Source organism: Neobacillus muris, assembly GCF_943193175.1.
Taxonomy (GTDB): domain Bacteria; phylum Bacillota; class Bacilli; order Bacillales; family Cytobacillaceae; genus Neobacillus; species Neobacillus muris.
The window spans coordinates 61,029-83,802 of the sequence record NZ_CALPDF010000016.1; the positions used below are offsets into that span (position 1 = coordinate 61,029).

At 37.7% G+C, this 22,774-nt stretch carries 17 protein-coding genes and 2 pseudogenes; 9 read left to right on the forward strand and 10 right to left on the reverse strand.

Annotation, left to right across the window (positions count from 1 at the left end; genetic code table 11):
- Nucleotides 1-28: 28 nt before the first annotated feature.
- Nucleotides 29-253 carry a hypothetical protein gene (locus NFS43_RS12515; RefSeq protein ID WP_251552009.1) on the reverse strand — a complete coding sequence of 75 codons (225 nt, stop codon included), beginning with the start codon at nt 251-253 and terminating at the stop codon, nt 29-31.
- A gap of 112 nt (nt 254-365) precedes the next feature.
- Here NFS43_RS12515 and fabL point away from each other — a divergent pair, with 112 nt between their 5' ends.
- The 5 genes from fabL to NFS43_RS12540 all read left to right on the forward strand — a co-directional run bounded on the left by fabL (nt 366) and on the right by NFS43_RS12540 (nt 4,367).
- Nucleotides 366-1,115: an enoyl-[acyl-carrier-protein] reductase FabL gene (gene fabL / locus NFS43_RS12520; protein WP_251552010.1), complete on the forward strand. Its 750-nt coding sequence runs from the start codon at nt 366-368 to the stop codon at nt 1,113-1,115.
- 60 nt (nt 1,116-1,175) lie between these two features.
- Complete coding sequence (locus tag NFS43_RS12525; RefSeq protein ID WP_251552011.1) at nt 1,176-1,388, forward strand: gamma-type small acid-soluble spore protein; 213 nt, start codon at nt 1,176-1,178, stop codon at nt 1,386-1,388.
- Between the two features lie 163 nt (nt 1,389-1,551).
- Nucleotides 1,552-1,809, forward strand: a complete 258-nt coding sequence (locus NFS43_RS12530) for a YgaB family protein (RefSeq protein WP_251552012.1) — start codon at nt 1,552-1,554, stop codon at nt 1,807-1,809.
- Between the two features lie 171 nt (nt 1,810-1,980).
- Nucleotides 1,981-2,511 (forward strand): nucleoside tri-diphosphate phosphatase, encoded by a 531-nt coding sequence (ntdP, locus tag NFS43_RS12535; RefSeq protein ID WP_251552026.1) that lies wholly within the window; start codon nt 1,981-1,983, stop codon nt 2,509-2,511.
- A gap of 89 nt (nt 2,512-2,600) precedes the next feature.
- Nucleotides 2,601-4,367: an ABC transporter ATP-binding protein gene (locus tag NFS43_RS12540; RefSeq protein ID WP_251552013.1), complete on the forward strand. Its 1,767-nt coding sequence runs from the start codon at nt 2,601-2,603 to the stop codon at nt 4,365-4,367.
- Between the two features lie 17 nt (nt 4,368-4,384).
- Here NFS43_RS12540 and NFS43_RS12545 read toward each other — a convergent pair whose 3' ends face one another.
- The 3 genes from NFS43_RS12545 to NFS43_RS12555 form a co-directional block, all read right to left on the reverse strand.
- Nucleotides 4,385-5,461: an FUSC family protein gene (locus NFS43_RS12545; protein WP_251552014.1), complete on the reverse strand. Its 1,077-nt coding sequence runs from the start codon at nt 5,459-5,461 to the stop codon at nt 4,385-4,387.
- Between the two features lie 488 nt (nt 5,462-5,949).
- A complete protein-coding gene (locus NFS43_RS12550; protein ID WP_251552015.1) occupies nt 5,950-10,419 on the reverse strand; it encodes a glutamate synthase-related protein in 4,470 nt (1,489 codons plus the stop codon).
- Between the two features lie 322 nt (nt 10,420-10,741).
- Nucleotides 10,742-12,037 (reverse strand): glutamate-1-semialdehyde 2,1-aminomutase, encoded by a 1,296-nt coding sequence (locus tag NFS43_RS12555; protein ID WP_277613940.1) that lies wholly within the window; start codon nt 12,035-12,037, stop codon nt 10,742-10,744.
- A 162-nt stretch (nt 12,038-12,199) separates the two neighbouring features.
- Between NFS43_RS12555 and NFS43_RS12560 the strand changes: the two are divergent.
- The 4 genes and pseudogenes from NFS43_RS12560 to NFS43_RS12575 form a co-directional block, all read left to right on the forward strand.
- A pseudogene (locus tag NFS43_RS12560) lies at nt 12,200-12,889 on the forward strand (ABC transporter ATP-binding protein); the annotation flags it as partial.
- Between the two features lie 255 nt (nt 12,890-13,144).
- Nucleotides 13,145-15,664: a DEAD/DEAH box helicase gene (locus NFS43_RS12565; RefSeq protein ID WP_251552016.1), complete on the forward strand. Its 2,520-nt coding sequence runs from the start codon at nt 13,145-13,147 to the stop codon at nt 15,662-15,664.
- Nucleotides 15,665-15,859: 195 nt separating this feature from the next.
- Entirely contained in the window at nt 15,860-18,016 is a 2,157-nt protein-coding gene (locus tag NFS43_RS12570; RefSeq protein WP_251552017.1) for a type IA DNA topoisomerase, read from the forward strand.
- A gap of 249 nt (nt 18,017-18,265) precedes the next feature.
- Nucleotides 18,266-18,889, forward strand: coding sequence for a ParB N-terminal domain-containing protein (locus tag NFS43_RS12575; protein WP_191777386.1), 624 nt, complete (start codon nt 18,266-18,268; stop codon nt 18,887-18,889).
- A gap of 296 nt (nt 18,890-19,185) precedes the next feature.
- Here the strand turns inward: NFS43_RS12575 and NFS43_RS12580 are convergent, their stop codons facing one another.
- The 6 genes and pseudogenes from NFS43_RS12580 to NFS43_RS12605 form a co-directional block, all read right to left on the reverse strand.
- Nucleotides 19,186-19,791: a recombinase family protein gene (locus NFS43_RS12580; RefSeq protein WP_191777384.1), complete on the reverse strand. Its 606-nt coding sequence runs from the start codon at nt 19,789-19,791 to the stop codon at nt 19,186-19,188.
- Between the two features lie 242 nt (nt 19,792-20,033).
- Complete coding sequence (locus NFS43_RS12585; protein WP_251552018.1) at nt 20,034-20,192, reverse strand: hypothetical protein; 159 nt, start codon at nt 20,190-20,192, stop codon at nt 20,034-20,036.
- 286 nt (nt 20,193-20,478) lie between these two features.
- Nucleotides 20,479-20,757 carry a hypothetical protein gene (locus NFS43_RS12590; protein WP_251552019.1) on the reverse strand — a complete coding sequence of 93 codons (279 nt, stop codon included), beginning with the start codon at nt 20,755-20,757 and terminating at the stop codon, nt 20,479-20,481.
- 147 nt (nt 20,758-20,904) lie between these two features.
- Entirely contained in the window at nt 20,905-21,141 is a 237-nt protein-coding gene (locus tag NFS43_RS12595; RefSeq protein WP_251552020.1) for a hypothetical protein, read from the reverse strand.
- A gap of 293 nt (nt 21,142-21,434) precedes the next feature.
- Entirely contained in the window at nt 21,435-21,653 is a 219-nt protein-coding gene (locus NFS43_RS12600; protein WP_251552028.1) for a hypothetical protein, read from the reverse strand.
- A 350-nt stretch (nt 21,654-22,003) separates the two neighbouring features.
- Nucleotides 22,004-22,705: pseudogene (locus NFS43_RS12605) on the reverse strand (Tn3 family transposase); the annotation flags it as partial.
- Nucleotides 22,706-22,774: the final 69 nt, after the last annotated feature.

Consider the following 22,774-nt stretch of genomic DNA (forward strand, 5'->3'; position numbering starts at 1 on the left):
CGCCGCTTATGCGGCGTTTTTTTTAAATTTAATCATATACAGGCTTTGTTCCATGAGTATAATCAGCTTCGTTTCGTTTCATTCCTCCCCTTGCTTCAATCTCTTCAATAATTTGGCGGTGAATGGATTGTCCCTCGCTATTTAAATAGGGTGTCATTTGCTGCATCGCATGATGAAAAAAAGCCAGTTCACTATCATTCCACTCCGACTTAGCCATCATCGAGAGCTCCGTAATATCACGTCCAACATACATATTAATTCTTCCTTTCTAGGGGGTAATATGGATTAGGTTTTTTCTTTCCATTGTCTTCTATTCATGGAAAAGCTAAAATGGAAGCAATAGTGTAAAAAAGGATGGGATAGCAATGACACAAAAAGTAGCATTAGTTACCGGGAGCAGCCGAGGTATTGGAAAGGCAACGGCTATCAGACTCGCTGAAGCCGGATATGATATTGTAATCAATTATGCCAGAAGTAAAAAAGGTGCCCTGGAAACGGCAGAACAAGTTGAGGCATTAGGCAGAAAAGCTCTAGTTTTAAAAGCAAATGTCGGGGATGTTGCCAAAATAAAAGAGATGTTTGCCCAGATTGACGAAGAGTTTGGGCGATTGGATGTATTTGTCAACAACGCCGCATCTGGTGTACAACGTCCGGCAATGGAATTGGAAGAATCACACTGGGATTGGACTCTCAATATTAACAGTAAGGCCCTTTTATTCTGTGCTCAGGAGGCAGCTAAATTGATGGAGCGAAACGGCGGCGGGAAAATTGTCAGCATTAGCTCGCTTGGTTCCATCCGCTACCTAGAAAATTATACTGCTGTAGGTGTTTCTAAGGCGGCCCTTGAAGCACTTACAAGGTACTTAGCGGTCGAATTAGCCCCTAAAAATATTGTAGTAAATGCAGTTTCTGGCGGTGCTGTTGATACAGAAGCATTAAAGCATTTTCCAAATCGGAATGAACTGCTTCAAGAAGCCGCTGAAAAAACACCGGCAGGAAGAATGGTTGAAATTGAGGATATGGTAAATAGTGTCATGTTCTTATTATCTGATGATTCCAGCATGATTCGAGGGCAAACCATTATCGTAGATGGAGGCATCTCTCTCCTGGTTTAATAAATTTTTTGGGATAAACATCGCCGAGCGGGGTACATTAATCTCGTGGAGGTGATAACTATGGCAAATTTCAATCAACAGCCAAACAAAACAAGTGCAGGAACTAACATCCAACAAGTAAAACAGCAAAATGCACAATCTGCTGGTGCAGGTGCTGCTGGTTCTTTTGGCACTGAGTTTGCAAGCGAAACAAACGCACAAGAAGTAAAAAAACAAAACCAACAAGCAGAATCACGCAAGAATCAAAATGCTGGCCAATTTGGTCAAAGCTAATTAAACATAGTTTTGAAGAAGGCGCTCTTAATCGCAGGAGTGCCTTCTTTTTTATAATAAAAAGATTCGACAAAACTTCCTTTGAGTTTACATAATTGGCTAAAGGATTATTCTGGTTAATAAAGAATAATTAGTATGAACAAACTTGAAGGCGGTGAGGGGAATGGACCAATTTAACCGACTGGTTTCCGAACAAATGATTACGATGGAAAAATTGCTTTACTTACAGGGGGAACTTGAGCGGTGCCAAAAGATTGAGGCCGAATTGCAGGCATTACAAAATGAGACTGACTTGGAAAGTATCCAATCCGATATTAAAATCATGAAGGAAGAATTAAAACAGATTCAACAGATCTTTGAAAAACAAACCGAAGAGGTCATTAATACCTATCGAGAAATGAATTTTATGTCTTCATTATAAAAAACCGCCAATTTTACACAAAGAGCCATAGGGAATTATGGCTCTTTTGTTTTAAATTCTGCCTTCAACCGTTATAATAATAGAAAGTAGGAATTTTTATCTTTGCTGCCATTTTCCATAATGGGTGGAGATTTGCTGAAAAGAGCGTTAAAAATGAAGGTAGGGGAGAAAATGGGCGTACCCAACGAAGGTGAACCAGTACAAATACATAGCTATAAGCACAATGGGCACATCCATCGCGTCTGGGAAGAAACCACTGTTTTAAAGGGTTCGCAGAATTTAGTCATTGGCGCAAATGATCGGACACTCGTAACGGAATCAGATGGCAGAACGTGGATTACAAGAGAACCAGCCATTTGTTACTTTCACTCGCAATACTGGTTTAATGTCATTGGAATGATTCGTGAAGATGGTATTTATTACTATTGCAATCTCAGTTCACCATTTATTTTTGATGGTGAGGCACTTAAGTATATCGATTATGATCTTGATATAAAGGTATATCCTGATATGACGTTTAACTTGCTTGATGAGGATGAGTATGAACGCCATCGACGTGAAATGAATTATCCTGATGTGATTGATCAGATTCTAAAGAGAAATGTTGACAAGCTGATACAGTGGATCAGGCAAAAGAATGGTCCATTCGCGCCGGATTTTATTGATATCTGGTATGAACGATATCTTACATACAGACGTTAGCTGGTGTGCCAAAATCAAACGCCTGTTGATTTTTAATCAACAGGCGTTTTAGCTGTCTTTTTATTTTGAGAGGTAGGTGTAAGGGGAGTTTGAACAGCATACGCCGTTATTTAGAGTTTGTAAAGCCGTACCGGTGGCAAATCTTTGCTACCATCATCATCGGGATTATTAAGTTTTCCATTCCGCTTCTTTTGCCGATGTTAATTAAATACGTTGTCGATGACGTCTTGGGCAATCATGGGTTAACGAACAGTGAAAAAGTAAACAAATTATTTCTCATCATGGGACTCATGATTATTATTTTTGTCATACTAAGGCCGCCTATCGAATATTATAGGCAATATTATGCTCAGTGGACGTCGAACAAAATATTATATGATCTTCGAGGGATCTTGTATAAACACATACAAAAACTGAGCTTTAAATATTATGCCAATAGCAGGGCGGGAGAAATTATCTCCCGGATCATCAATGATGTCGAGCAGACAAAGACCTTTGTCGTAACAGGGTTAATGAATATTTGGCTGGATATGGCCACGATTGTAATAGCGATTATTGTGATGTTTTCAATGAATGTCAGGTTAACCATTGTATCCATATTGCTATTCCCGCTTTATGCCTTTTCCATTAAGTACTTCTTTGGCAATTTACGTAAATTGACCAGGAATAGGTCGCAAGCACTTGCGGGTGTGCAGAGTTATTTACATGAGCGGGTACAGGGAATGGCGATTATCAAAAGTTTTGCGATTGAAGAGCATGAGCAGGCTCTGTTTGATAAGCAGAATAAAAATTTCTTAGAAAAAGCCATTCAGCATACGAGCTGGAATGCCAAGTCCTTCTCGGCCGTTAACACAATTACCGATATTGCTCCCTTGCTGGTCATTGGTTATTCGGCCTATTTAGTCATCCATGGACAGCTTACATTAGGAACGATGGTGGCATTTTATGCTTATATCGATAAGCTTTATAATCCATTGAGGAGATTAGTCAATTCATCCACCACGATTACTCAGTCATTTGCGTCCATGGACCGAGTGTTTGAATTATTAGATGAGAAATATGATGTGGTGGATGCACCGAATGCGACCGAATGCAGGGATGTGAAAGGAAATATTTCCTTTAAAAACGTTTCGTTTGCCTATAAAGAGGAAGATGGAATGGTCTTAGAGGAAATTAACCTGGACGTAAAACATGGTGAAACCATTGCACTGGTTGGGATGAGCGGGGGCGGAAAATCAACGTTCGTTAGTCTGATTCCGCGCTTTTATGATGTCACAAAGGGGAAAATAACATTAGATGGGACAGATATCCGTCAATTTAAGATTCAATCCTTGAGGGACAAAATTGGGGTTGTGTTTCAGGATAATATTTTGTTTAGCGAGTCTGTCAAAGAAAATATATTGCTTGGAAAACCGGATGCATCCGATGAGGAAGTTTACCGGGCAGCCAAAGCTGCCAGTGCAGATGATTTTATTCATGAGCTTGCTGAGGGTTATGATACCAAGGTTGGTGAACGGGGGGTAAAGCTTTCCGGCGGCCAGAAGCAGCGAATTGCCATTGCCAGGGTATTCTTAAAGAATCCTCCTATTTTAATCCTCGATGAGGCCACTTCTGCGCTTGATCTAGAAAGTGAGCATTTAATTCAGGAGTCCTTAAACGAATTGGCCAAAGACAGGACAACCTTTATTGTGGCCCACCGCTTATCGACGATTACCCATGCAGATCGGATTGTTTTAATTGATCATGGACAAATTGCTGAAGTAGGGACTCACGATGAGTTGATGGCCAAGCAAGGAGGATATTACAAATTATTTCAAGTCCAGCAGCTGGAAACAACAAAAGCCGAAGCAAAGTAATCTGCTTCGGCTTTTTCCTATAGATGTTTATCTTTTTCTTCAATGGGGACCTCATTGTGATGAAACGAGTGAAAACTGGTAATTAGCATATCAAGATGCTCGATCTGTTCACTGTAATCAATGATAGTGGCCACGATTTGCATTGTATGGAATAAGTGAAGATTGTCCTCGTCCATCTCTCTAGGCTGAGCAAGAAATAATTTGAACAGCTCTTGATTATTGGAAAATACGTCACCGTCATTTTCAGATGCAGGCAAGGGCACTTTTCCTATAAAACGGAGCATTAACTGCTCATGCCGGTATATAAGTAAATCCAATTGCTCCTGTATCGCGGATTTAAATTCTCCAGGCAGCTGTAGTAGTTCATTTTCAAATCGATGCAGCTTTTTTAATATATCCAATCCTTTTCTGGCGGTTAAAATCATTTGCCGGTAAATGACCAGCTTTCGTGACTTTTCCAGGTAGGATTTTTTTAAATAGCTTCGTTCTTCCTTATACATGGAATAAAAGTCTTCCATCATTTTAACATTCTTTTTTATGGTTTCAATATCCGACTTTAACAGCTGATGATCGTAATCATGACGAGAGCTTAGACGAATCCAGCGGATGATTTCTTCTGTTGTGCTGATAATTTTAACGTATAGCTTATTTTCATATTTGGGCGGCATAAATACCAGATTGACCAAGAAAGCTGAAAATACTCCAATCATAATAGTGGAAAACCGGATTCCGGCAAAGGTAATAAACGTATCTCCGGTACTTTCCATAATGGAAATAAGGGTTACCAGTGAGAGCCCAATGGTGTTTTCAAGCTTTAATTTAAGGTTAATCATGATAACAATAATAGCCGCCAGCCCAATGATAATAAAATGATTGCCTATGGCAAGGACAAATATGACGGCAACAATGGCACCAATCAGATTTCCTTGGATTTGTTCAATGATGGTTAAATATGAACGGTAGATGGTTGGCTGTATGGCGAATATGGCGGCAATGGCTGCAAATACAGGTGAAGGAGAATGCAAGATCTGTGCCAAATAAAGAGAGAGAACAATGGCAATTCCCGTTTTAAAAATGCGGGCACCTAGCTTCATTATTTACTGATTCCTTTCAATAAATAGATTGAATTTTATATGATATCTGGTAAGAAACTAATTATGTACTATACAGGGATTGGAACATTTAATCAAGTGAAATTATAGGTATTTCTTATTAATTGATGCTAGAAATTGAACTCTTATGCAGTTTTTCGATAGGAGAGATGGAAGAAAGCGTCCGCAAGTGAACGAAAGGGCTCCGTCACTGATTTTTGTCGTCATGCCCGCTTCATGTTGAGGACAAAACTCGCTTGGAAATCAGTAAAATTGTCCGAAATCACTTATCCCATACTCTGCAAATTTTGAGAAAAAACAGCCTAGATAAAAAAGAGTGCCATTTCTATTTAAAAAGGCACTCTTTTCTATGATTTTTTGCTGCCAAACACTCCAGCATTTACTTTACCAAAATGAGGTTATGCACCTCAAAAGTGAACCCTTTACAAGTGAACTGCGGGCGCTTTTTTCATTTTGTTTCTAATTCTTTATTATTCTGTTGATACAGAGGGGTCAGCTTGTTCTTTCACTGGAACGATTTCAATAAAGTGATCTTCCGGACTGCTTAACAATGAACGGAGTTGAACAGCTTCTTCCGCCTGGCCATTTTGTTCTAGTAAATCAGTATAGGTCGACAGCAGCTCATTAATATCCTGTTTGCCTTTTTCCGTAAGATTATTGACAGAAACCTTTGCACCTTTTGCGATCCGTCTTCTGACCGCATCCTTTGTTAATCCCATTTCAGGCTGATAACGGACATAAACCACTCCACCTGTCATACCGGCACAGATCCATGGACCTGGATCACCTAAAACTAAGCCGCGGCCGTTTGTCATATATTCAAAGGCAAATCCTTTGATATTGGCGTTGGCACCAATGTTCCCATGTTCCTTCTCAGGAACAGCCTGTTTCACTTGGCCGCCAATAATCAAGTCTGCACCAGAGAGACGGATACCAGCACGTGCATCAGCATTTCCTTGTGCGACTAACAGGCCTTTTTGGGCGCCATAACCAAAGCCTTTTCCGACTGAGCCATTTAAGAATCGGCCATCTTGCCCTTTTGATTTCAATACATAAATATTTCCGCCAAAGGAAGTTTTTCCAACACCATCCTGGCCGCCGCCATTTACAGTGATCTCAATTCCTTCACTATTGTAGGCTCCCAGCCCATTTCCAGGGATAGAACCTTCCTTGTATTTAAGCTGTACTGTAGGAAGCTGCTTATAAGAACCATCGAGTCTTCCGCGGACACGGTGGCAGGATACCCGGCTTCCTAATACGCGCTGTTCTGATGTGATGCTGACAAACTCTCTTGAAGAATGCAGCTGCTCGATGCTGGAGTCAAGATATTCTGCGCCTGCTGCAACCTGCATTTGAGATTGTTCAAGGGATTTAGGCAATTCCATTTTAGAAAATTGGCTAATTTCTAATGGCTTTAACAGGTGTGTCAGGTTTAATTTGTTTTCTCCTGATACTTGCTCCAATAATTCGGAATGGCCCACTGCTTCTTGGAGATTGCGGATCCCAAGCGAAGCCGCCAATGTCTTTAATTCATTTCCAAATGCTGTGTAAAGATTCATGATCCCTTGTACAGCAGCTTCGAATTGGCGTGGCACAAATCTGCGAAGGCCGTGTTCTTTTGCCTGTGCTTCGGTTTCAATTTGTGTTGCAATACCAACATGGCATGTATCCAAGTGACAGCCGCGGCAAGTTGTACAGCCAATTGCAAGCATCGAAAGTGTTCCAAATCCGATACGGTTTGCCCCAAGCAGCATAACCTTGATCACATCCATTGCACTCTTCATCCCGCCATCAGCCCAAATTTCTACTTTATGGCGCAGGCCGCTTTCGAGCAAAGCATTGTGTGCCGCTTTTACCCCGATTTCAACCGGGAGCCCTACATGCTGTAAGGCATGAATTCTGGCGGCACCGGTACCTCCGTCAAAACCGCTTAAAGTAATAATATCAGCTCCAGCCTTAGCGATACCGACCGCAATGGTGCCAATGTTCGGTACAACTGGAACTTTTACAGCAATTTTTGCTTGGTCATTAGCGGTCTTCAGTTCGTGAATCATCTGTGCCAAATCTTCAATTGAATAGATATCGTGATTGTTGGACGGTGAAATTAAATCAGATCCAAGCGTGGCATTACGCGCCGCTGCAACTTTTGCGGTTACCTTTGAACCAGGCAGGTGGCCGCCCTCGCCAGGCTTTGCGCCTTGACCAATTTTTATTTCCAGCAGATTGGATGAATTTAATAGTTCAGCGTTAACCCCAAATCGTCCTGAAGCAATTTGCTGGCCTCGGGTTTTTGGATATTTGCCAAGCATATCTTTGATTTCCCCGCCTTCGCCATTGAGGCTGACCATGTTCAACCGATCGGCACCTTCTGCATAGGCTCTGAAAGCAATTTCGTTTTGTGAACCAAATGACATAGAAGAAATCACAAATGGCAGATCATGGTCGCCAACATGAATATCGACTTCTTCCGGCGCTATTGATTTGTTGGTCTTTTTCAGGCCAACTAAATGGCGGATAGTTGTAGGATTCGCTGTCTCCTGTTCAACAATTTTATCGCGATACACTCCGTAATCTCCTGTTGCCGCGATATCGCCAATAGCCTTCCAAATCCGCGGGAAGAGATGGAACGTTTTGCCTAGCCGTTCTTTTTCATTATTATAATCATCTGCTCTTTTTAGAGAATCGGCTTTCAGGGTTTCAAAATCTGTTTCCAATTCATTTGAACCTAAGAAGTTGGTTGTATTAAGAATATCGGCTACTGAATCATGAAGTCCAATGCTTGAGAATAATCGGCCGTATCCGCGCAATTCATGAATTCCTATGGTTGAAATAACCTTTTCAAGCCCCTTTGTAAGAGCGCTATACAGATTGATTAATGGTTTTTCCGTTTCATTTAGCACTGTTAAGAACATGTAATAAGGGCTAATTAAATCGGCACCTAATCCGAAAACTGTAATAATATCATGAAGGGAGCGAATGGCTGCCGAACGTAATACTATAGAACAGTCTCTTCTTAACTCTGCCTTGACTAGTGCTTGGTCGATCGCAGATGTGGCCAAGTGCGGATCAATCCAATAGGAATCCTCCTGATGCGCTTTGGCATCATCCAGAATCAATAAGGTTTTTCCAGACAGAACGGCTTGCACTGCTTCATTAGCGAGTCTTTTTAGCGCCACATCGATGCTTTCTTCTTTAGCGAAAGTCATAGAAATATAGGCTGCTAATTTTCGGTCTTGATAATATTGGACAATTTGGTCAAAGCTTGGCTGTCCTAAGCTTTCAGCACATTTGTAGCCTGCTTTTCCCTCGATGAGCAGGGGAGTGGTCAATTCAATAACAGCTTCAGCTTCTCCTTTTGAAAATAAACCAGGGCGTTTGCCGATAATAACCCGGGTTGAAAAATGCTCTGTTTCCCGGTCACGGTCAATGGCAGGGTTTGTTACAACCGCAACACTTTCTTTAATGTAGTCGGCAATATTGACACGCTCAGGATTTAACGCAGCAAGCGGTGCATCATGGCCAAGCGAGCGGATCGGCTCTACCCCTTTTTCAGCCATTTGTTCTATCAATTGAATATGGTCTCTTTCCCAGCCGAAGGCCTTGTATTGACCGTTATGGATTTTATCAGGGTAATTCATTGTAACGGTCTTCGTTAATGCCGGTGGAAGCAGGCGAACTCTTGCTTCACTGAGGTTCAGCCGTTTAGAGAACCGATGATAAACTTCTTCTTGATAACGGCTATGCTCGTAAACCTCTAATGTATCTCCATTCCATTTAAAGCCTACTTTTTCACCAGGGGCTAACGGTTTAGGGTCATTGACATACTCACTTGTTGGTGTGATGCCCGGTTCGGATGAAAAAAGATAAGAACTTTCGGTTTCCAGCATCCATAGTGGACGAAGGCCCAGTGCATCGACACTAAATACGGCCTCGTCACCATATCTGGAAATGATGCCGGCAGGCCCTTGGGCAAAATGTCCCCATCCTTCACGAAGGTAGGTATATAAATCCTGTAAATACTTAGGATAGGATTTAATTTCGTTCACGATTGGCGGAAATAATAAATCCATCGCCTCAAATAAAGTATATTGATCACGGCAAATTAAGGTTTCCATCGTCCTGCTTAAATCCTGGGAATCACTGCCGTCCTTTACAAGTGGAACACCAATCATTTTGGCTTCATCACGAAGTTTGGCGATGGTGTTGATTTCCCCATTATGTCCAAGAACACTAAATGGCTGTACACGGAAAAAACTTGAAAGAGTGTTCGTAGAATAACGGTTATGGCCCAGTGTCATGGTTGAAGCCGCCAACGGGTTGGCTAGGTCCTGATAATACCGGGGAAGAATGTCTCCGGCTCCCATTACTTTGTAAACTACATGATTTTGGCTTAATGACGCTACATGAACATGATCATTCGTTTCAAAGTCTATCAATGTCTCAAATAAAACTTTATTTAATTCTTGCCCATTTTTAGTGGATAAGCAGGCAAATTGCCAAAATACAGGGTTTTCTTGAATGGCAATCGGTCCAAGTGCTGATGGATTGGTCACTTTATCCGTTTCATAAATTAATTCAAGGCCATGTGCATCGAGCTTGGCTTGCAATTCTAGTTTAGTAGTTTTCCAGTTTGCTTTTTGGCTGATAAAGATATGTCCTACGGCAAAATCTTCTCGCTCAGCAAGTGATCGCTCGAGACCATTCTTTTGCAATTTTTCTTTCCAAAGTTCAATTGGAATATCGAGGTGAATCCCAACTCCGTCGCCTTCTCCATTAATAAATCCAGCGCGGTGATTCATGGTCACAAGAGCATTTATGCAATCAAAAATATTCTTATTAGTTGGCACCTTATTTTTTTCAAGGCACGCGACAATTCCACAGGCATCATGTTCATCTCTGTGAAAATCTTTAAATTGGGAAGGGGTCCATCTTTGGGTCATACATATCGGGCTTCTTTAGGTAACCTTAGGAAGCCGCTTCACCTCCTATTAAACTTATATTTTAGAAAAATTGAATTGGCTGTTAGAAAATATATCATACTTTGGTCACACTTAAACTGCCAAACTTCGATGCAAAAATATAATCTAATCATATCATAAGAATTTTCAGAAATCAAATAAATATACAAAAATTTGGATGGAAAAAATTGAATAAAATGCATGGAGATAAACACATAAGTTGTTAATGTAAACGGTTTCAAGAAGGAAGCAAAAAATATTGGGAGTGATTTCCACTCCCAACCCCTGCATAAATTATGCATATTTATTCTGATTTAAGCTGTGAAAATGCATTTCTGACGGCATTTACTGTTGCGCTAATATCTTCTTCTGTATGCGCAATGGTAATAAACCATGCTTCATATTTGGAAGGTGCAAGATTAATGCCTTGTTCCAGCATCAGTTTAAAAAACTTGCCGAACATTTCGCCATCTGTACGTTGGGCCTGTTCGTAGTTTTCGATCTTTTCAGTAGTAAAAAAGACAGTCAGAGCCCCTTTTAAGCGATTAATCGTAATAGGAATATCATCCTCCTTTGCTGCATCCAGAATCCCTTCTTCAAGCATAGCTCCAAGCTGGTCCAAATATTCATAAACGCCTTCTTGTTTTAATACTTCCAAGCAGGCGATTCCAGCCAGTATGGATGCTGGGTTCCCAGCCATGGTTCCAGCTTGGTAAGCAGGCCCAAGCGGAGCGACTGTTTCCATAATTTCTTTTCTTCCGCCATAAGCGCCGATTGGCAGGCCGCCGCCGATGATTTTCCCCATGGCAGTTAAATCCGGTTTAACACCTAATAAATCTTGGGCACCGCCATACATGAAACGGAATGCGGTAATTACTTCATCGAAAATCACAAGGGCGCCGGCTTGATGGGTCAATTCATTCACCTGTTCTAGGAAACCTGGGTTCGGCTCAACAATACCAAAATTGCCGACAATCGGTTCCACTAATACCGCTGCTACTTGGTCTCCCCATTTCTCAAGGGCCTGCTTAAACGGTTCAATTGTATTAAAAGGAACCGTAATCACTTCTTCAGCGATGCTTTTTGGCACCCCTGCTGAGTCTGGCGTCCCGAGTGTGGATGGACCAGAACCCGCCGCAACTAAGACAAGGTCTGAGTGGCCATGATAGCAGCCAGCAAATTTAATGATTTTGGTGCGGCCTGTATAGGCGCGTGCAACACGGATGGTTGTCATCACTGCCTCTGTGCCGGAATTGACAAACCGGACCTTATCCAGAGAAGGGATCGCTTCTTTTAGCATCTTAGCGAATTTTACCTCATGGGGGGTTGGTGTTCCGTATAGGACACCTGTTTCTGCTGCACGTGTTATCGCTGCCGTAATGTGGGGGTGGGCATGCCCAGTAATAATGGGACCGTAGGCAGCCAAGTAATCGATATATTGGTTGCCATCCACATCCCAAAAGTAAGCGCCTTGTGCCCGCTCCATGGCAACAGGTGAACCGCCGCCCACTGCCTTATAGGAGCGTGATGGACTGTTTACGCCTCCGACAATATGTTCCAATGCTTCTTTATGTAATCTCTCAGAATTGCTAAAATGCACGTTGATTCCTCCTAAAATTTTGTTCCTTCTCTATTCTATCACGTTTTTCTTGTATTGAACTTTTCGACTATTTTCTTTACTGGTTTAATTGAGGCATGCAGGTTGTTTTAGAGAAGCAATTTGATTACACTATTTTTTTAGGGCATATCAGGAGGTATGTAAATGAATAATGCGATTGAAGTGGAAAAATTGCGGAAGGAATTTAAGGTTTATTCCAGCCGTAAGGGGTTAAAGGGTGCTTTCAGGGACTTATTTACCCGTAATGAAAGAATTATTCCAGCCGTAAATGATATTAGCTTCAAAGTTAAGCAAGGAGAAATGGTTGGATACATAGGTGAAAACGGTGCGGGAAAATCGACAACGATTAAAATGCTGACGGGGATATTAACGCCGACCTCTGGCCAAATTGTGGTTAATGGAATGAATCCTCATAAGGATCGTGAAAAATTTGTCCAAACGATTGGAGTTGTTTTTGGACAGCGGTCTCAACTGTGGTGGGATATTGCTGTTCAAGAGTCATTCCGCCTGCTGAAAAAAGTATATAAAGTAACGGATGAACAATATGACAGCCATATGAACCATGTCATCAAAACGTTAGATATCGAGCCGCTATTGGATAAACCAGTCCGAAAATTGTCATTAGGGCAGCGAATGAGGTGCGAGCTGGCAGCTGCATTAATTCACAATCCGCCTCTGTTGTTTTTGGATGAACCGACCATTGGGCTGGATGTATTAGTCAAACTAAAGATTCGGGAATTTTTGAAGGAAATCAACGAAAAATACCACACTACAATTTTATTAACGACACATGATCTTTCAGATATAGAAGCACTATGCGAACGGGTGATTGTGACGTATCTCTATAATTACATATGTACATAAAAAATTATTTTATCCTTTCCATTGCTATGCATGTATCCATCAGATATTATGATTATGTACAAATTAATGATTTTGCACATAATTAATGAAAATAGCTTAATTAATGTGCATTTTTATAATTAATTTATTTGCATTAAGGCTTTGAAAAATTTAGCCTCAGTACGTAAATTTTTTCTTAGTTATGATTTATAAAAAAGTTTTATGTTAATTTCAGGAGGTGTTATTTTGGTTAATTTTAAAAAGAGGTTAGGAACAAAAAAGGTAGAAAAAAAGATTCATCCATGTGAAATATACAACACTCTCGATCGAGCTAGTGACAAAGGACCACTAAGACCTGTACAAGCTTCTGTTTTAGATGACTGGTTTGAGAATTATCGGAAAGAACAGGATTTAATTTTGAAGCTACATACTGGCCAAGGAAAAACACTAATAGGGCTGCTGATGCTTCAGTCACGTTTAAATGAAGGTACAGGTCCAGCTATCTATCTGTGCCCAAATAAATTTCTTGTAGAACAAACATGCCAACAAGCAGAAAGTTTTGGAATTTCTTATGTAATTGCCGAAGATGATCTTCCCGATGAATTTATTGACGGGAAAGCAATATTAATTACATCAGTACATAAGTTGTTTAATGGAAAATCTCGATTTGGTGTTGGCCAAAGAGGGGAACATGTTTCAACAATCTTAATGGATGATGCCCATGCTTGTATGAACGAAATAAAAGATGCGTTTAACATAAAACTAAAAAGTGATTCAAATGCCTACCAAGAAATTTTAAATCTTTTTGGTTTTGAACTTGAAAAGCAAGGTTATGGAACATATGCTGATATTAAAAGAAAGAACTATGACGCCATATTACCGGTCCCTTACTGGGATTGGCAGGATAAACAAACAGAGGTTGCCCAAATCCTATCCAAATACAGTGTTAGTAGTGATATCAAATATGCTTGGCCATTAATAAAGGATATGCTAAGAGATTGTCAATGTATTATTTCTGGTGCCAGTTTAGAAATTTCTCCTTACAGAACCCCGTTAGAAATGTTCAAATCTTACTATAGAGCTGAACGAAGAATATTTATGTCTGCTACAATTACGGATGATTCTTTTATGATAAAAGGTTTAGGTTTAAATAGCAAAACTATAGAAAATCCTTTAATTGATCCAAATGAGCACTGGTCAGGAGAAAAAATGATATTAATTCCATCATTAATTGATCAAACGTTAAATAGAGGTGAGATTGTAAACCGATATGCGAAACCAGTGAACAACAAAAAATATGGAACTGTTGTACTCGTACCTAGTTTTAAGAACTCAAAAGATTGGGAAAAATATGGCTCCACAATTGCTACCAAAGATTCCATAGAAGCAGAAATTCAAAAATTAAAAGACAGACAGTGTGACAAAACACTAGTCATCGCAAATAGATATGATGGGATTGATTTACCCGATCATTCATGTCGCATTTTGATTATTGATTCAAAACCGTACTTTGAATCATTATTAGATAGATATTTGGAAAGTTGTAGGGGAAATAGTGAGATACTTGATATTAAATTAGCCCAGATCATTGAGCAGGGACTTGGTCGAGGGGTCCGTGGCGAGAAAGACTATAACGCCATAATACTTACTGGTTCGGAATTAATAAAGTTTATTCGTTCTAAAAAGACAAGAAAGTTCTTTTCAAATCAAACACGGACCCAAATAGAAATCGGTTTGAAAATTGCTGAATACGCAAAGGAAGATATTAAGGATGGAAAAGAGCCTCTTCAAGCTTTGGAGGAACTTATTGACCAGTCATTAAAACGTGATGAAGGTTGGAAAGAGTTTTATGTAGAACAAATGGATGAAATGATGGGTGAAGTAAAGAACAAACAAATCCTTGGAATATTTGAATATGAAAGACAAGCTGAAAAGAAGTATTTAGAGGAAGATTATCAAGGAGCTATAAATATCATTCAAAAACTATTAGATGAACATATTAAAACTGATGAAGAAAGAGGATGGTATTTCCAAGAAATGGCCAGATATATTTACCCTCTTTCAAAAACAGAATCTAATAAATATCAAATCTTAGCCCATAAGAAAAACCCTTATTTATTAAAGCCTAAAGAAGGGATGCAGATTCAGTCCATTTCGACAATTAGCTTGAAACGAATTGAAAATATCATGGATTGGATTAGACAATTCGAGTCTAATGAAGAATTACAATTAAGTTTAGATGATATGTTAGCAAAGTTAGCCTTCGGAGTAAAGGCGGATAGGTTTGAACAAGAACTTGATAATTTAGCAAAGGCATTAGGATTTATCAGTCAAAGGCCTGATAAGGAATGGAAGGAAGGCCCAGATAACTTGTGGAAGGTTAAAGATGATCAATATTTACTTATAGAGTGTAAAAGTAATGTTGATACATCAAGGGTAGAAATTCATAAAGATGAAACGGGTCAAATGAATAATGCTTGTGCTTGGTTTCAAAGGAATTATGATGGTATAACCAAGGTTAATAGAGTTATGATTATTCCAACCAAAAAAGTAAATCGAGCAGCTGGTTTTAATTTTGAGGTTGAGGTAATGAGAGAAAGGGGATTAAATTCATTAAAAAAGAATGTTAAAAATTTCTTTAATGAATTTAAAAGTTCAGATATCAAGGATTTATCAGAAAGAAAAATACAAGAATTCTTAAATCTTCACAACCTTTCGGTAGATGATATAGTCACAAAGTACACTGAGAAAGTAAAAACATATTAGGGGATTAAAGCTTATTAAAAATAATTTAGTGAGCTAATTCAAACTGAGATATTTTATCCCAAATGAAATAATAACCGAAGCGTAGGAATTCTTTCTTACGCTTTCAGCTTTTATATGGGTAACCATTGGTTTACTTAGTAGGGAATTATAAATAGATTTTATAGGTTAAGTAGAATTTTTTAGGAGGTGTCAATATTGTCTTGTTTAATCATTACAGAAAAACCGTCTGTAGCTAAGAATATTGCAGATGCATTAAAAATTAAAAATAGAAAAGATGGATATTATGAAGGGAATGGATATTTCATTACTTGGGCGTTTGGCCATTTGTTACAATTGTATGATGCAAAAGATTACGATGAAAAAATGGCTAAATGGAATTTGGAGAATTTCCCTTTTATTCCATCGAGTTTTCGATATAAAGTAAAAAGTGATCCACGAGAAAGAGGAAAAGAAGATATTGGTGCTAAAAAGCAGTTAAAAATCATTTACAGTTTGATCAAACGAAATGACGTGGATACCATTGTTTCGGCATGTGACTTTGATCGTGAAGGACAGATCATTGGTGATACTATTATTTATAGTCTTAAGTCACAAAAACAAGTTTTTCGTTTATTACTGAACGAATGGACACCGGATGAAGTGGTAAAAGGACTCCGAAACCTAAAACCTAATACAGAAATGAAACCTCTTCGGGATGCAGGAATAAGCAGACAATGGGCAGATTGGGTCATCGGGATCAATTTAACATCTGTTGCTACATTAAAATACCAAAAAGGTGTAGGTAAAGCCTTAAATATAGGCAGAGTACTCTTACCGACTTTAAAGATTATTTACGATCGGGATAAAGAAATAGAAAATTTTGTACCAGAAACATATTTTAAATTGACTGCTACCTTTCAGACTAAGGATAACAAGGTTTATGAAGGTACGTATTTTGAAAAAAATGAGGATAAATTTAAAAATAAAGAAACCTTAGACTCCATTGAACAGGCTCTTACAAGTCAGACCTCGACCATTATTGACAAAAAAGTAGAGCGAAAACGGGAATATCCACCTTATTTATTTAACCTTTCAAACTTACAAGGATATATCACAAGCAAATTTAAAGGTTGGACTTCTGACAAGGTATTAAAAGTAGCACAGTCACTTTACGAAAAGAAGTATATTACTTACCCGAGGACTGCGAGTGTTGTTTTAGAGGAAAGTTTAGTAGAAAAAGCAGCAAAGGTACTTGATAACTTAAAACAAGGATTGCCTTTTGCGGATGAAATTAATTTTATGAAATCTAAACGAGTCTTTGATAATTCTAAGGTTGAAAGTCATAGTGCCATTATTCCCACATATTTAATCCCAAAATCTTTAACTCAGGATGAGAAAATCGTTTATAATTCAATAAAAAATAGATTTCTTATGCAATTTATGCCTATTGCCGAATATGAAGAAACAAAAATGATTACGAAGGTTAATAATAGTGAGATAGAAGGCGTATTCATTTCTAAAGGAAAAGTTCAGCTTGTTGAAGGTTGGAAAAAGATTGAAAAAATTGAATCAAAAGATACAATTTTACCATATGTGAGTATCAATGACATGGTGGACTTAATTAACCATACCATTACATCTCACGTTACGAAACCACCGAAGCAACATACAGAAAAAACACTTTTAAAAAAGATGGAAACCTGTGGTAAAGGCCATGATGATGAGGAAAATGAAGAAATGTTAACGGCTATTTTAAGTGGTTATAGTATCGGAACACCTGCTACAAGGGCTGAAACGATTAAAAAATTAAAGGATGTCGGCTATATTACTACGCAAAATAAAAATTTAATATGTACTGAACTTGGAAGAAAATTAGTAGAAACATTTCCGATTAAGGAATTGTTTGATTTGGAGTTTACAGGTCGGTTAGAAAAAACATTATCAGATATTGAAAAACAAAAATTTACGAAACAAGAATTTCTTCATGCAATTTTTGATTTTACAACAAAAGCTGTTGATAAAATTAAAAATGAACAACAAGTAATTATTAATGAAGTGGTAAGAAATAAGAAACCAATTGAAGTATTGGGTAAATGCCCTCTTTGTGGCCATAGTGTGATCGAGGGACAAAAAGGGTTTGGATGTAGCAATTGGAAGAATGGGTGTAAATTTGTCATTTGGAAGAATGATAAATTTTTGGCCACGATGAAGAAAAAGCCGACGAAAACGATGGTAAAATCACTTTTGAAAAATGGTGTAGTAACAGTGAAAGGATTAACAAGTAAAAAAGGCAGTAAGTTTGATGCCAATATGAGATATGAAAAGAATCAAGAAAACGAATTTTTTAGTTGGAAGATGGAGTTTAATAAGTAAATTTGTTTTAAATATACAACTAGCCATGCAACATTTGTTGCAGCAGTAAACGAAATCTTATTACGGTCTATGACAGCTACGCTGTTATTAGGCCTTTTTCTGCGTTTCTGCGGTTTTTTTATACATGATTGATTCATCAAGATTTCAGGCTTCTTTAGAAGTTTGCCGGCTACATAAAAAAGGGATTGTTTATGCAATTCTGTTGACTTACAATAAAGTTGTTTAACTTGCAAGTTTAGGAGGGATAGTATGCCACATAAAATTACGTTAACAGGAAAACCAGTGAGTTCATTACGGCAGAAAGGAGCTTACTATACCTTTGATATGGAGGAGAAAGGCTCTCCAGCAGCACCGAAGGGATTACCCAAGAGTTCAACTATTACATATACAGTATTTATTAATCAAAAGCAGTTAAAGAAAGCTAATTTAACGGAAGAAAACATACAAGCACAAAAAATTATGTTACAAGGTGAACCAACCTTGGACGTACCTGTTGAGGATTGTCCAGGAGAAATTGGTGTCGTCTGTTTCCAAGTATCGATCGTTCCTGAAAAACAGAAAGAGAAAGAATTAAGTAAAGATAGTCAAGAACCAGAAAAAGACGAGGTAAAAGCAGAAGAAAAAACAAAAGGACCAGAAGGAACAGAAGATTTTATTTTGCTTGAAAAAATCAGTGTTCCTGAAGAATTTTTGAACTCAACACCTAACCCTGAAAAAACGCAGAAGGTCGTGGACTATGTCAAACGGACAGGCTATTTAGATGAGCCTATTACTATTAATCGGGATACAAAGGTCCTCACGGACGGTTATAGACGATATATCGTGGCTAAAAAAGTGAAATTAGATTTAGTCCCTGTTGTATACGAAAAATAAGCTTAGAATACTGTATGACTCTATACTTTACTTTTTATGCATCTACTAAGCTTCTTTAAAAGCCCGGTAACATTGATTTATGTACGAAATGTAAAAACATAAATAAACGATAAAAAATGAATAAAAGCTAAATCCTTCAAAATCAAGGGTTTGGCCTTTGTGCTAACGTTTTTTCAAAAACAATTAGAAAGGGTAGGGGGATGAAACTCTTCAGCGAAAGGGCTCGATAATCGGACCCTTTAATTTGGAAAAAGTCTACGTTATTAACGAGTTTCTACATGTTTATATTGTTACTTTTAATAATCCTTTTCGTACTCCTTTACTAATTTATAAAAGGTAGTCTTTTTAACGTTTAATTCATCCATTGCCTTCACAGCTGTTATTTCTCCTGCTTTCCATTTTTGATATACTTTTTCAAATTCTTCTGTTATTCGTACCTTTGGTCGGCCAAACTTTATACCTTGCTGCAGTGCTAGATCAATTCCCTCACGCTGTCGTTTTCGAATTCTTTCCCTTTCCTCTTCTGCCATCCAAGAAAGAATTTGCAAAACAAGATCGGCAATGAAGGTTCCTAAACTATCCTTAAATTGAGTAGTGTCGAGCAACGGCATATCCAACACCACAATGTCAGCCTGTATGTTCTTCGTGATATCATTCCATTCTTGTAAAATTTCTTCTTTATTCCGTCCAAAACGATCTAAAGAATGTATATACAAGAGATCTCCTTTTCTCAAGATTCTTTTAAGTAGCTGATATTGTTCCCGTTGGAAATCCCTTCCACTTTGTTTATCCATGAAAATGTCTCGATCATCTATTCCCTTTTCTTTCATGGCTTCCAGTTGTCGACCTTCATTTTGATCCTTGCTACTTACTCGTATGTATCCAAATCTTCTAATGTCCATTTGGTCTCCCTCATTTTTAATTCCTTTTACTATAATTCTACTAAAAAACGTTCGCAAAAGTACATAAAAACAAGAGAACGTTCGTAAATATTTTTACTAGTTTTTTGAACGTAAAAAAAGGTTAGTTTAAAGAAAAAACCCCCTGTTCGAAAAAGTACACTTTTTTGAACAGGGGGTAGTGTCTTCATACGTTATGGAACTTACTTCATGTTTTTTGATCATTAAAAAAAGGTAAACTATGATCAACTAATAATTAAACCTTTGCTTTTTTTCAGAGGAATACTGTAACAATCATCACAAACTCCATTATTATCATGGTATTCCCATTCATCCATTATTTCTTTATCACAATTAGAACATTTTAACGGCTGATTATCGATAGATTCTTCAATGCGATTCATAACTTCATCTCCTTTTTACTATTTTTAATTCGATAAAAGGAAATTATTCCCTGCCTAAAAAGCTAGTCTGAAAAAACAACTATTCATATATTAAGGTTATTAGTATCAATTTGATCAAACATTATTCTAAAGCAACAGAAGATGATAACATGTTTAAAGATGATGAAAATGATAATGATCCAGAAGATATAGGCGATAGGGATAATAAAGATGAGTAATACTTTCTTCAACAACTATATAAAAAAAGCCGACTGTTAACAGATCGGCTTTTTATTATTATAAACTATTATTTGTTAGTTAATTTATTTTTGTTAGGGACTAACTCTTTTGAAAACTCCATTAAAGCAGTAGTCATTTTCGGAATTTGACCATATTTCACTATGTTTTGGATAGGGGCCAGCATATTCTTGTTTCCATTTCTTCTTAAGCGTAATGCAGCTACACTAACCCCTAAGCCTAATAAAGAGGCCCATAAAACTCCTCTATTGTTTCTTTTTCTGTTAAACATATTGAAAAGGTTTTGCTTTCTACCTATATTTAAAAGATTGTTCACCCAGTTATTCAATACCAAACACTTCCTCGATCGAGTATTTGGAAGAGAAAATGAATACCCTTCCAAATCTAATATTTACATTTAAATGTTTGAATATACTGGCAACATTTTAATAGTTAATTCAGATTGTTAGTTAGTGATAGTTTTTTTACATGTCATTTAATAAAATGTTTCATTCACTTCCCATGATTCAACCGTTTTATAAGCCGTTTGTGGGTCAAATCCTTTTCCAAGTAAATAAGCAATGGCTGCCACTTCTGTAAGTGCGTGTTGGTATGAGGTAAATGCTGCTTCGTGTAAACCATAGTTAACAAAAGGGATTATTGCTCTCAATGTTTGACTTTTTAAATCTCCGTAGGGGGTATAAACCTGATTATAAAAAGGGGTATAAGGCATTAGGAATCCCATCCTTCCTCAAATATTTATCTAAGATGATGTATCATATGTTGAGGTAAGATTTTGGTTTTTGCTTTATTAAACTTCCGCATTTCCCCAGTAACTTATATACTTCCTTTGTGTTAAATTGATCAAACAAACTGCAAAAAATCATTCCTTATATAAATCAACTAATAGTTCATTATAGAATATTTGGTGCGGATGATTACCAATGACAGGGGGAACTGTATCTCACAAAATTCCCCCATAATTGCGTTTTGTATCATAGGGTTTCTAGAAAAGATTCATTGATTTTATTCTTCTGATAAAGAAGCTTGAGTTTGTAACTGTGATTGTACTTGACTAATTAATGTTTGTACTTGTGCTACTTCAGTCGATGCTTGTTTTAATGCTTCTGAAGCAAGAGTGGTGTTAGCAGCAGATTGTTCAATTGCAGAAGTGATCATATCCTTTACAAGGGGTAGCGTCAGGAAAATGCGGTTATCTATACTTGGGAGTAAAAAGTCCTTTATTTCATAAGCCTTTTACATTGAAGACATGTAAACAACGTATTCGTCTAGATAACGATCCTCGTAGCATCAAATCATCAAATTCTACAATCGTTAGTTACCTTGAAGGCAGCTAAAACGCCTTAAGGCGTATCAAGCCTTTGTTATTTAAGATAAGGTTAGCATTTATACCTTCCCAGTGTTAAGACATCATTACATTGTTTACTGAGTTAAGATATTAAGTATTCAAAGTAGTTTTTCACTCAATTTTTCTACTTCGAATACTTTAAATACTCCTGATTTTCATAGTATAGATAAATGCGGATTTACAACGCTAAGCTCATTTTCAAGAAGTTACCCCAATTTTAACAACGTTAAGACAGTTTCAGTGGTCTTAGAGAATCTAGTGAGACCATTTTTTCAGAATTAAAACGGTACTCTCCTAATAAATTGATATGCTCCCATCCTAAAGGAGAAATATGATGTAACAAGTCTTCATTAAAATTATCTAAACCCTTTTGGTGTTCAACTGCTTTTGTCAGATGTAGAGTATTCCAGATACTGATGGCATTAATGATTATGTTTAAGGCACTGGCCCTTTGCAATTGATGCTGTATGGTTCGTTCCCTAAGCTCACCTTGTTTTCCGAAGAAAATAGCTCTGGCCAATCCATTCATGGCTTCTCCTTTATTCAATCCTCTTTGTATTTTTCTTCTTAATGATTCATCCGATATATAATTCAAAATAAAGATCGTTTTTTCTATTCGGCCCATCTCACGTAAGGCTGTAGCTAAGCTGTTTTGTCTTGAATAGGAACCTAGTTTCCCCATAATCAAGGATGCTGAAACTGTTCCCTCCCTTATAGAATGAGCTAATCGCAAAACATCCTCATAATTTTCTTTAATGACCTTTGTATTTATTTGTCCACGTAAAATGGCTTCTAATTTTGGATACTCACTTGCTTTATCTATTGTAAATAATTTCGAGTCTGATAAATCTCTTATTCTAGGAGCAAATTTAAAACCTAATAAATGGGTCAATCCAAAAATTTGGTCTGTGTAACCAGCCTTAATTGTACTAGTATTAGAAGTAGTTATTAACGTATCTTACGATAACAACTACTTCTTTTTTATTTCCTCATAGAA

What these genes read in the sequence shown, in the direction of transcription:
- NFS43_RS12525 (WP_251552011.1), top strand. Translation starts at nt 1,176, where the DNA reads ATGGCAAATTTCAATCAACAGCCAAACAAAACAAGTGCAGGAACTAAC.
- NFS43_RS12580 (WP_191777384.1), bottom strand. Translation starts at nt 19,791, where the DNA reads ATGGACATTAGAAGATTTGGATACATACGAGTAAGTAGCAAGGATCAA.
- NFS43_RS12595 (WP_251552020.1), bottom strand. Translation starts at nt 21,141, where the DNA reads ATGCCTTATACCCCTTTTTATAATCAGGTTTATACCCCCTACGGAGAT.
- NFS43_RS12545 (WP_251552014.1), bottom strand. Translation starts at nt 5,461, where the DNA reads ATGAAGCTAGGTGCCCGCATTTTTAAAACGGGAATTGCCATTGTTCTC.
- NFS43_RS12575 (WP_191777386.1), top strand. Translation starts at nt 18,266, where the DNA reads ATGCCACATAAAATTACGTTAACAGGAAAACCAGTGAGTTCATTACGG.
- NFS43_RS12550 (WP_251552015.1), bottom strand. Translation starts at nt 10,419, where the DNA reads ATGACCCAAAGATGGACCCCTTCCCAATTTAAAGATTTTCACAGAGAT.
- fabL (WP_251552010.1), top strand. Translation starts at nt 366, where the DNA reads ATGACACAAAAAGTAGCATTAGTTACCGGGAGCAGCCGAGGTATTGGA.
- NFS43_RS12585 (WP_251552018.1), bottom strand. Translation starts at nt 20,192, where the DNA reads ATGAATCGCATTGAAGAATCTATCGATAATCAGCCGTTAAAATGTTCT.
- ntdP (WP_251552026.1), top strand. Translation starts at nt 1,981, where the DNA reads ATGGGCGTACCCAACGAAGGTGAACCAGTACAAATACATAGCTATAAG.
- NFS43_RS12515 (WP_251552009.1), bottom strand. Translation starts at nt 253, where the DNA reads ATGTATGTTGGACGTGATATTACGGAGCTCTCGATGATGGCTAAGTCG.
- NFS43_RS12530 (WP_251552012.1), top strand. Translation starts at nt 1,552, where the DNA reads ATGGACCAATTTAACCGACTGGTTTCCGAACAAATGATTACGATGGAA.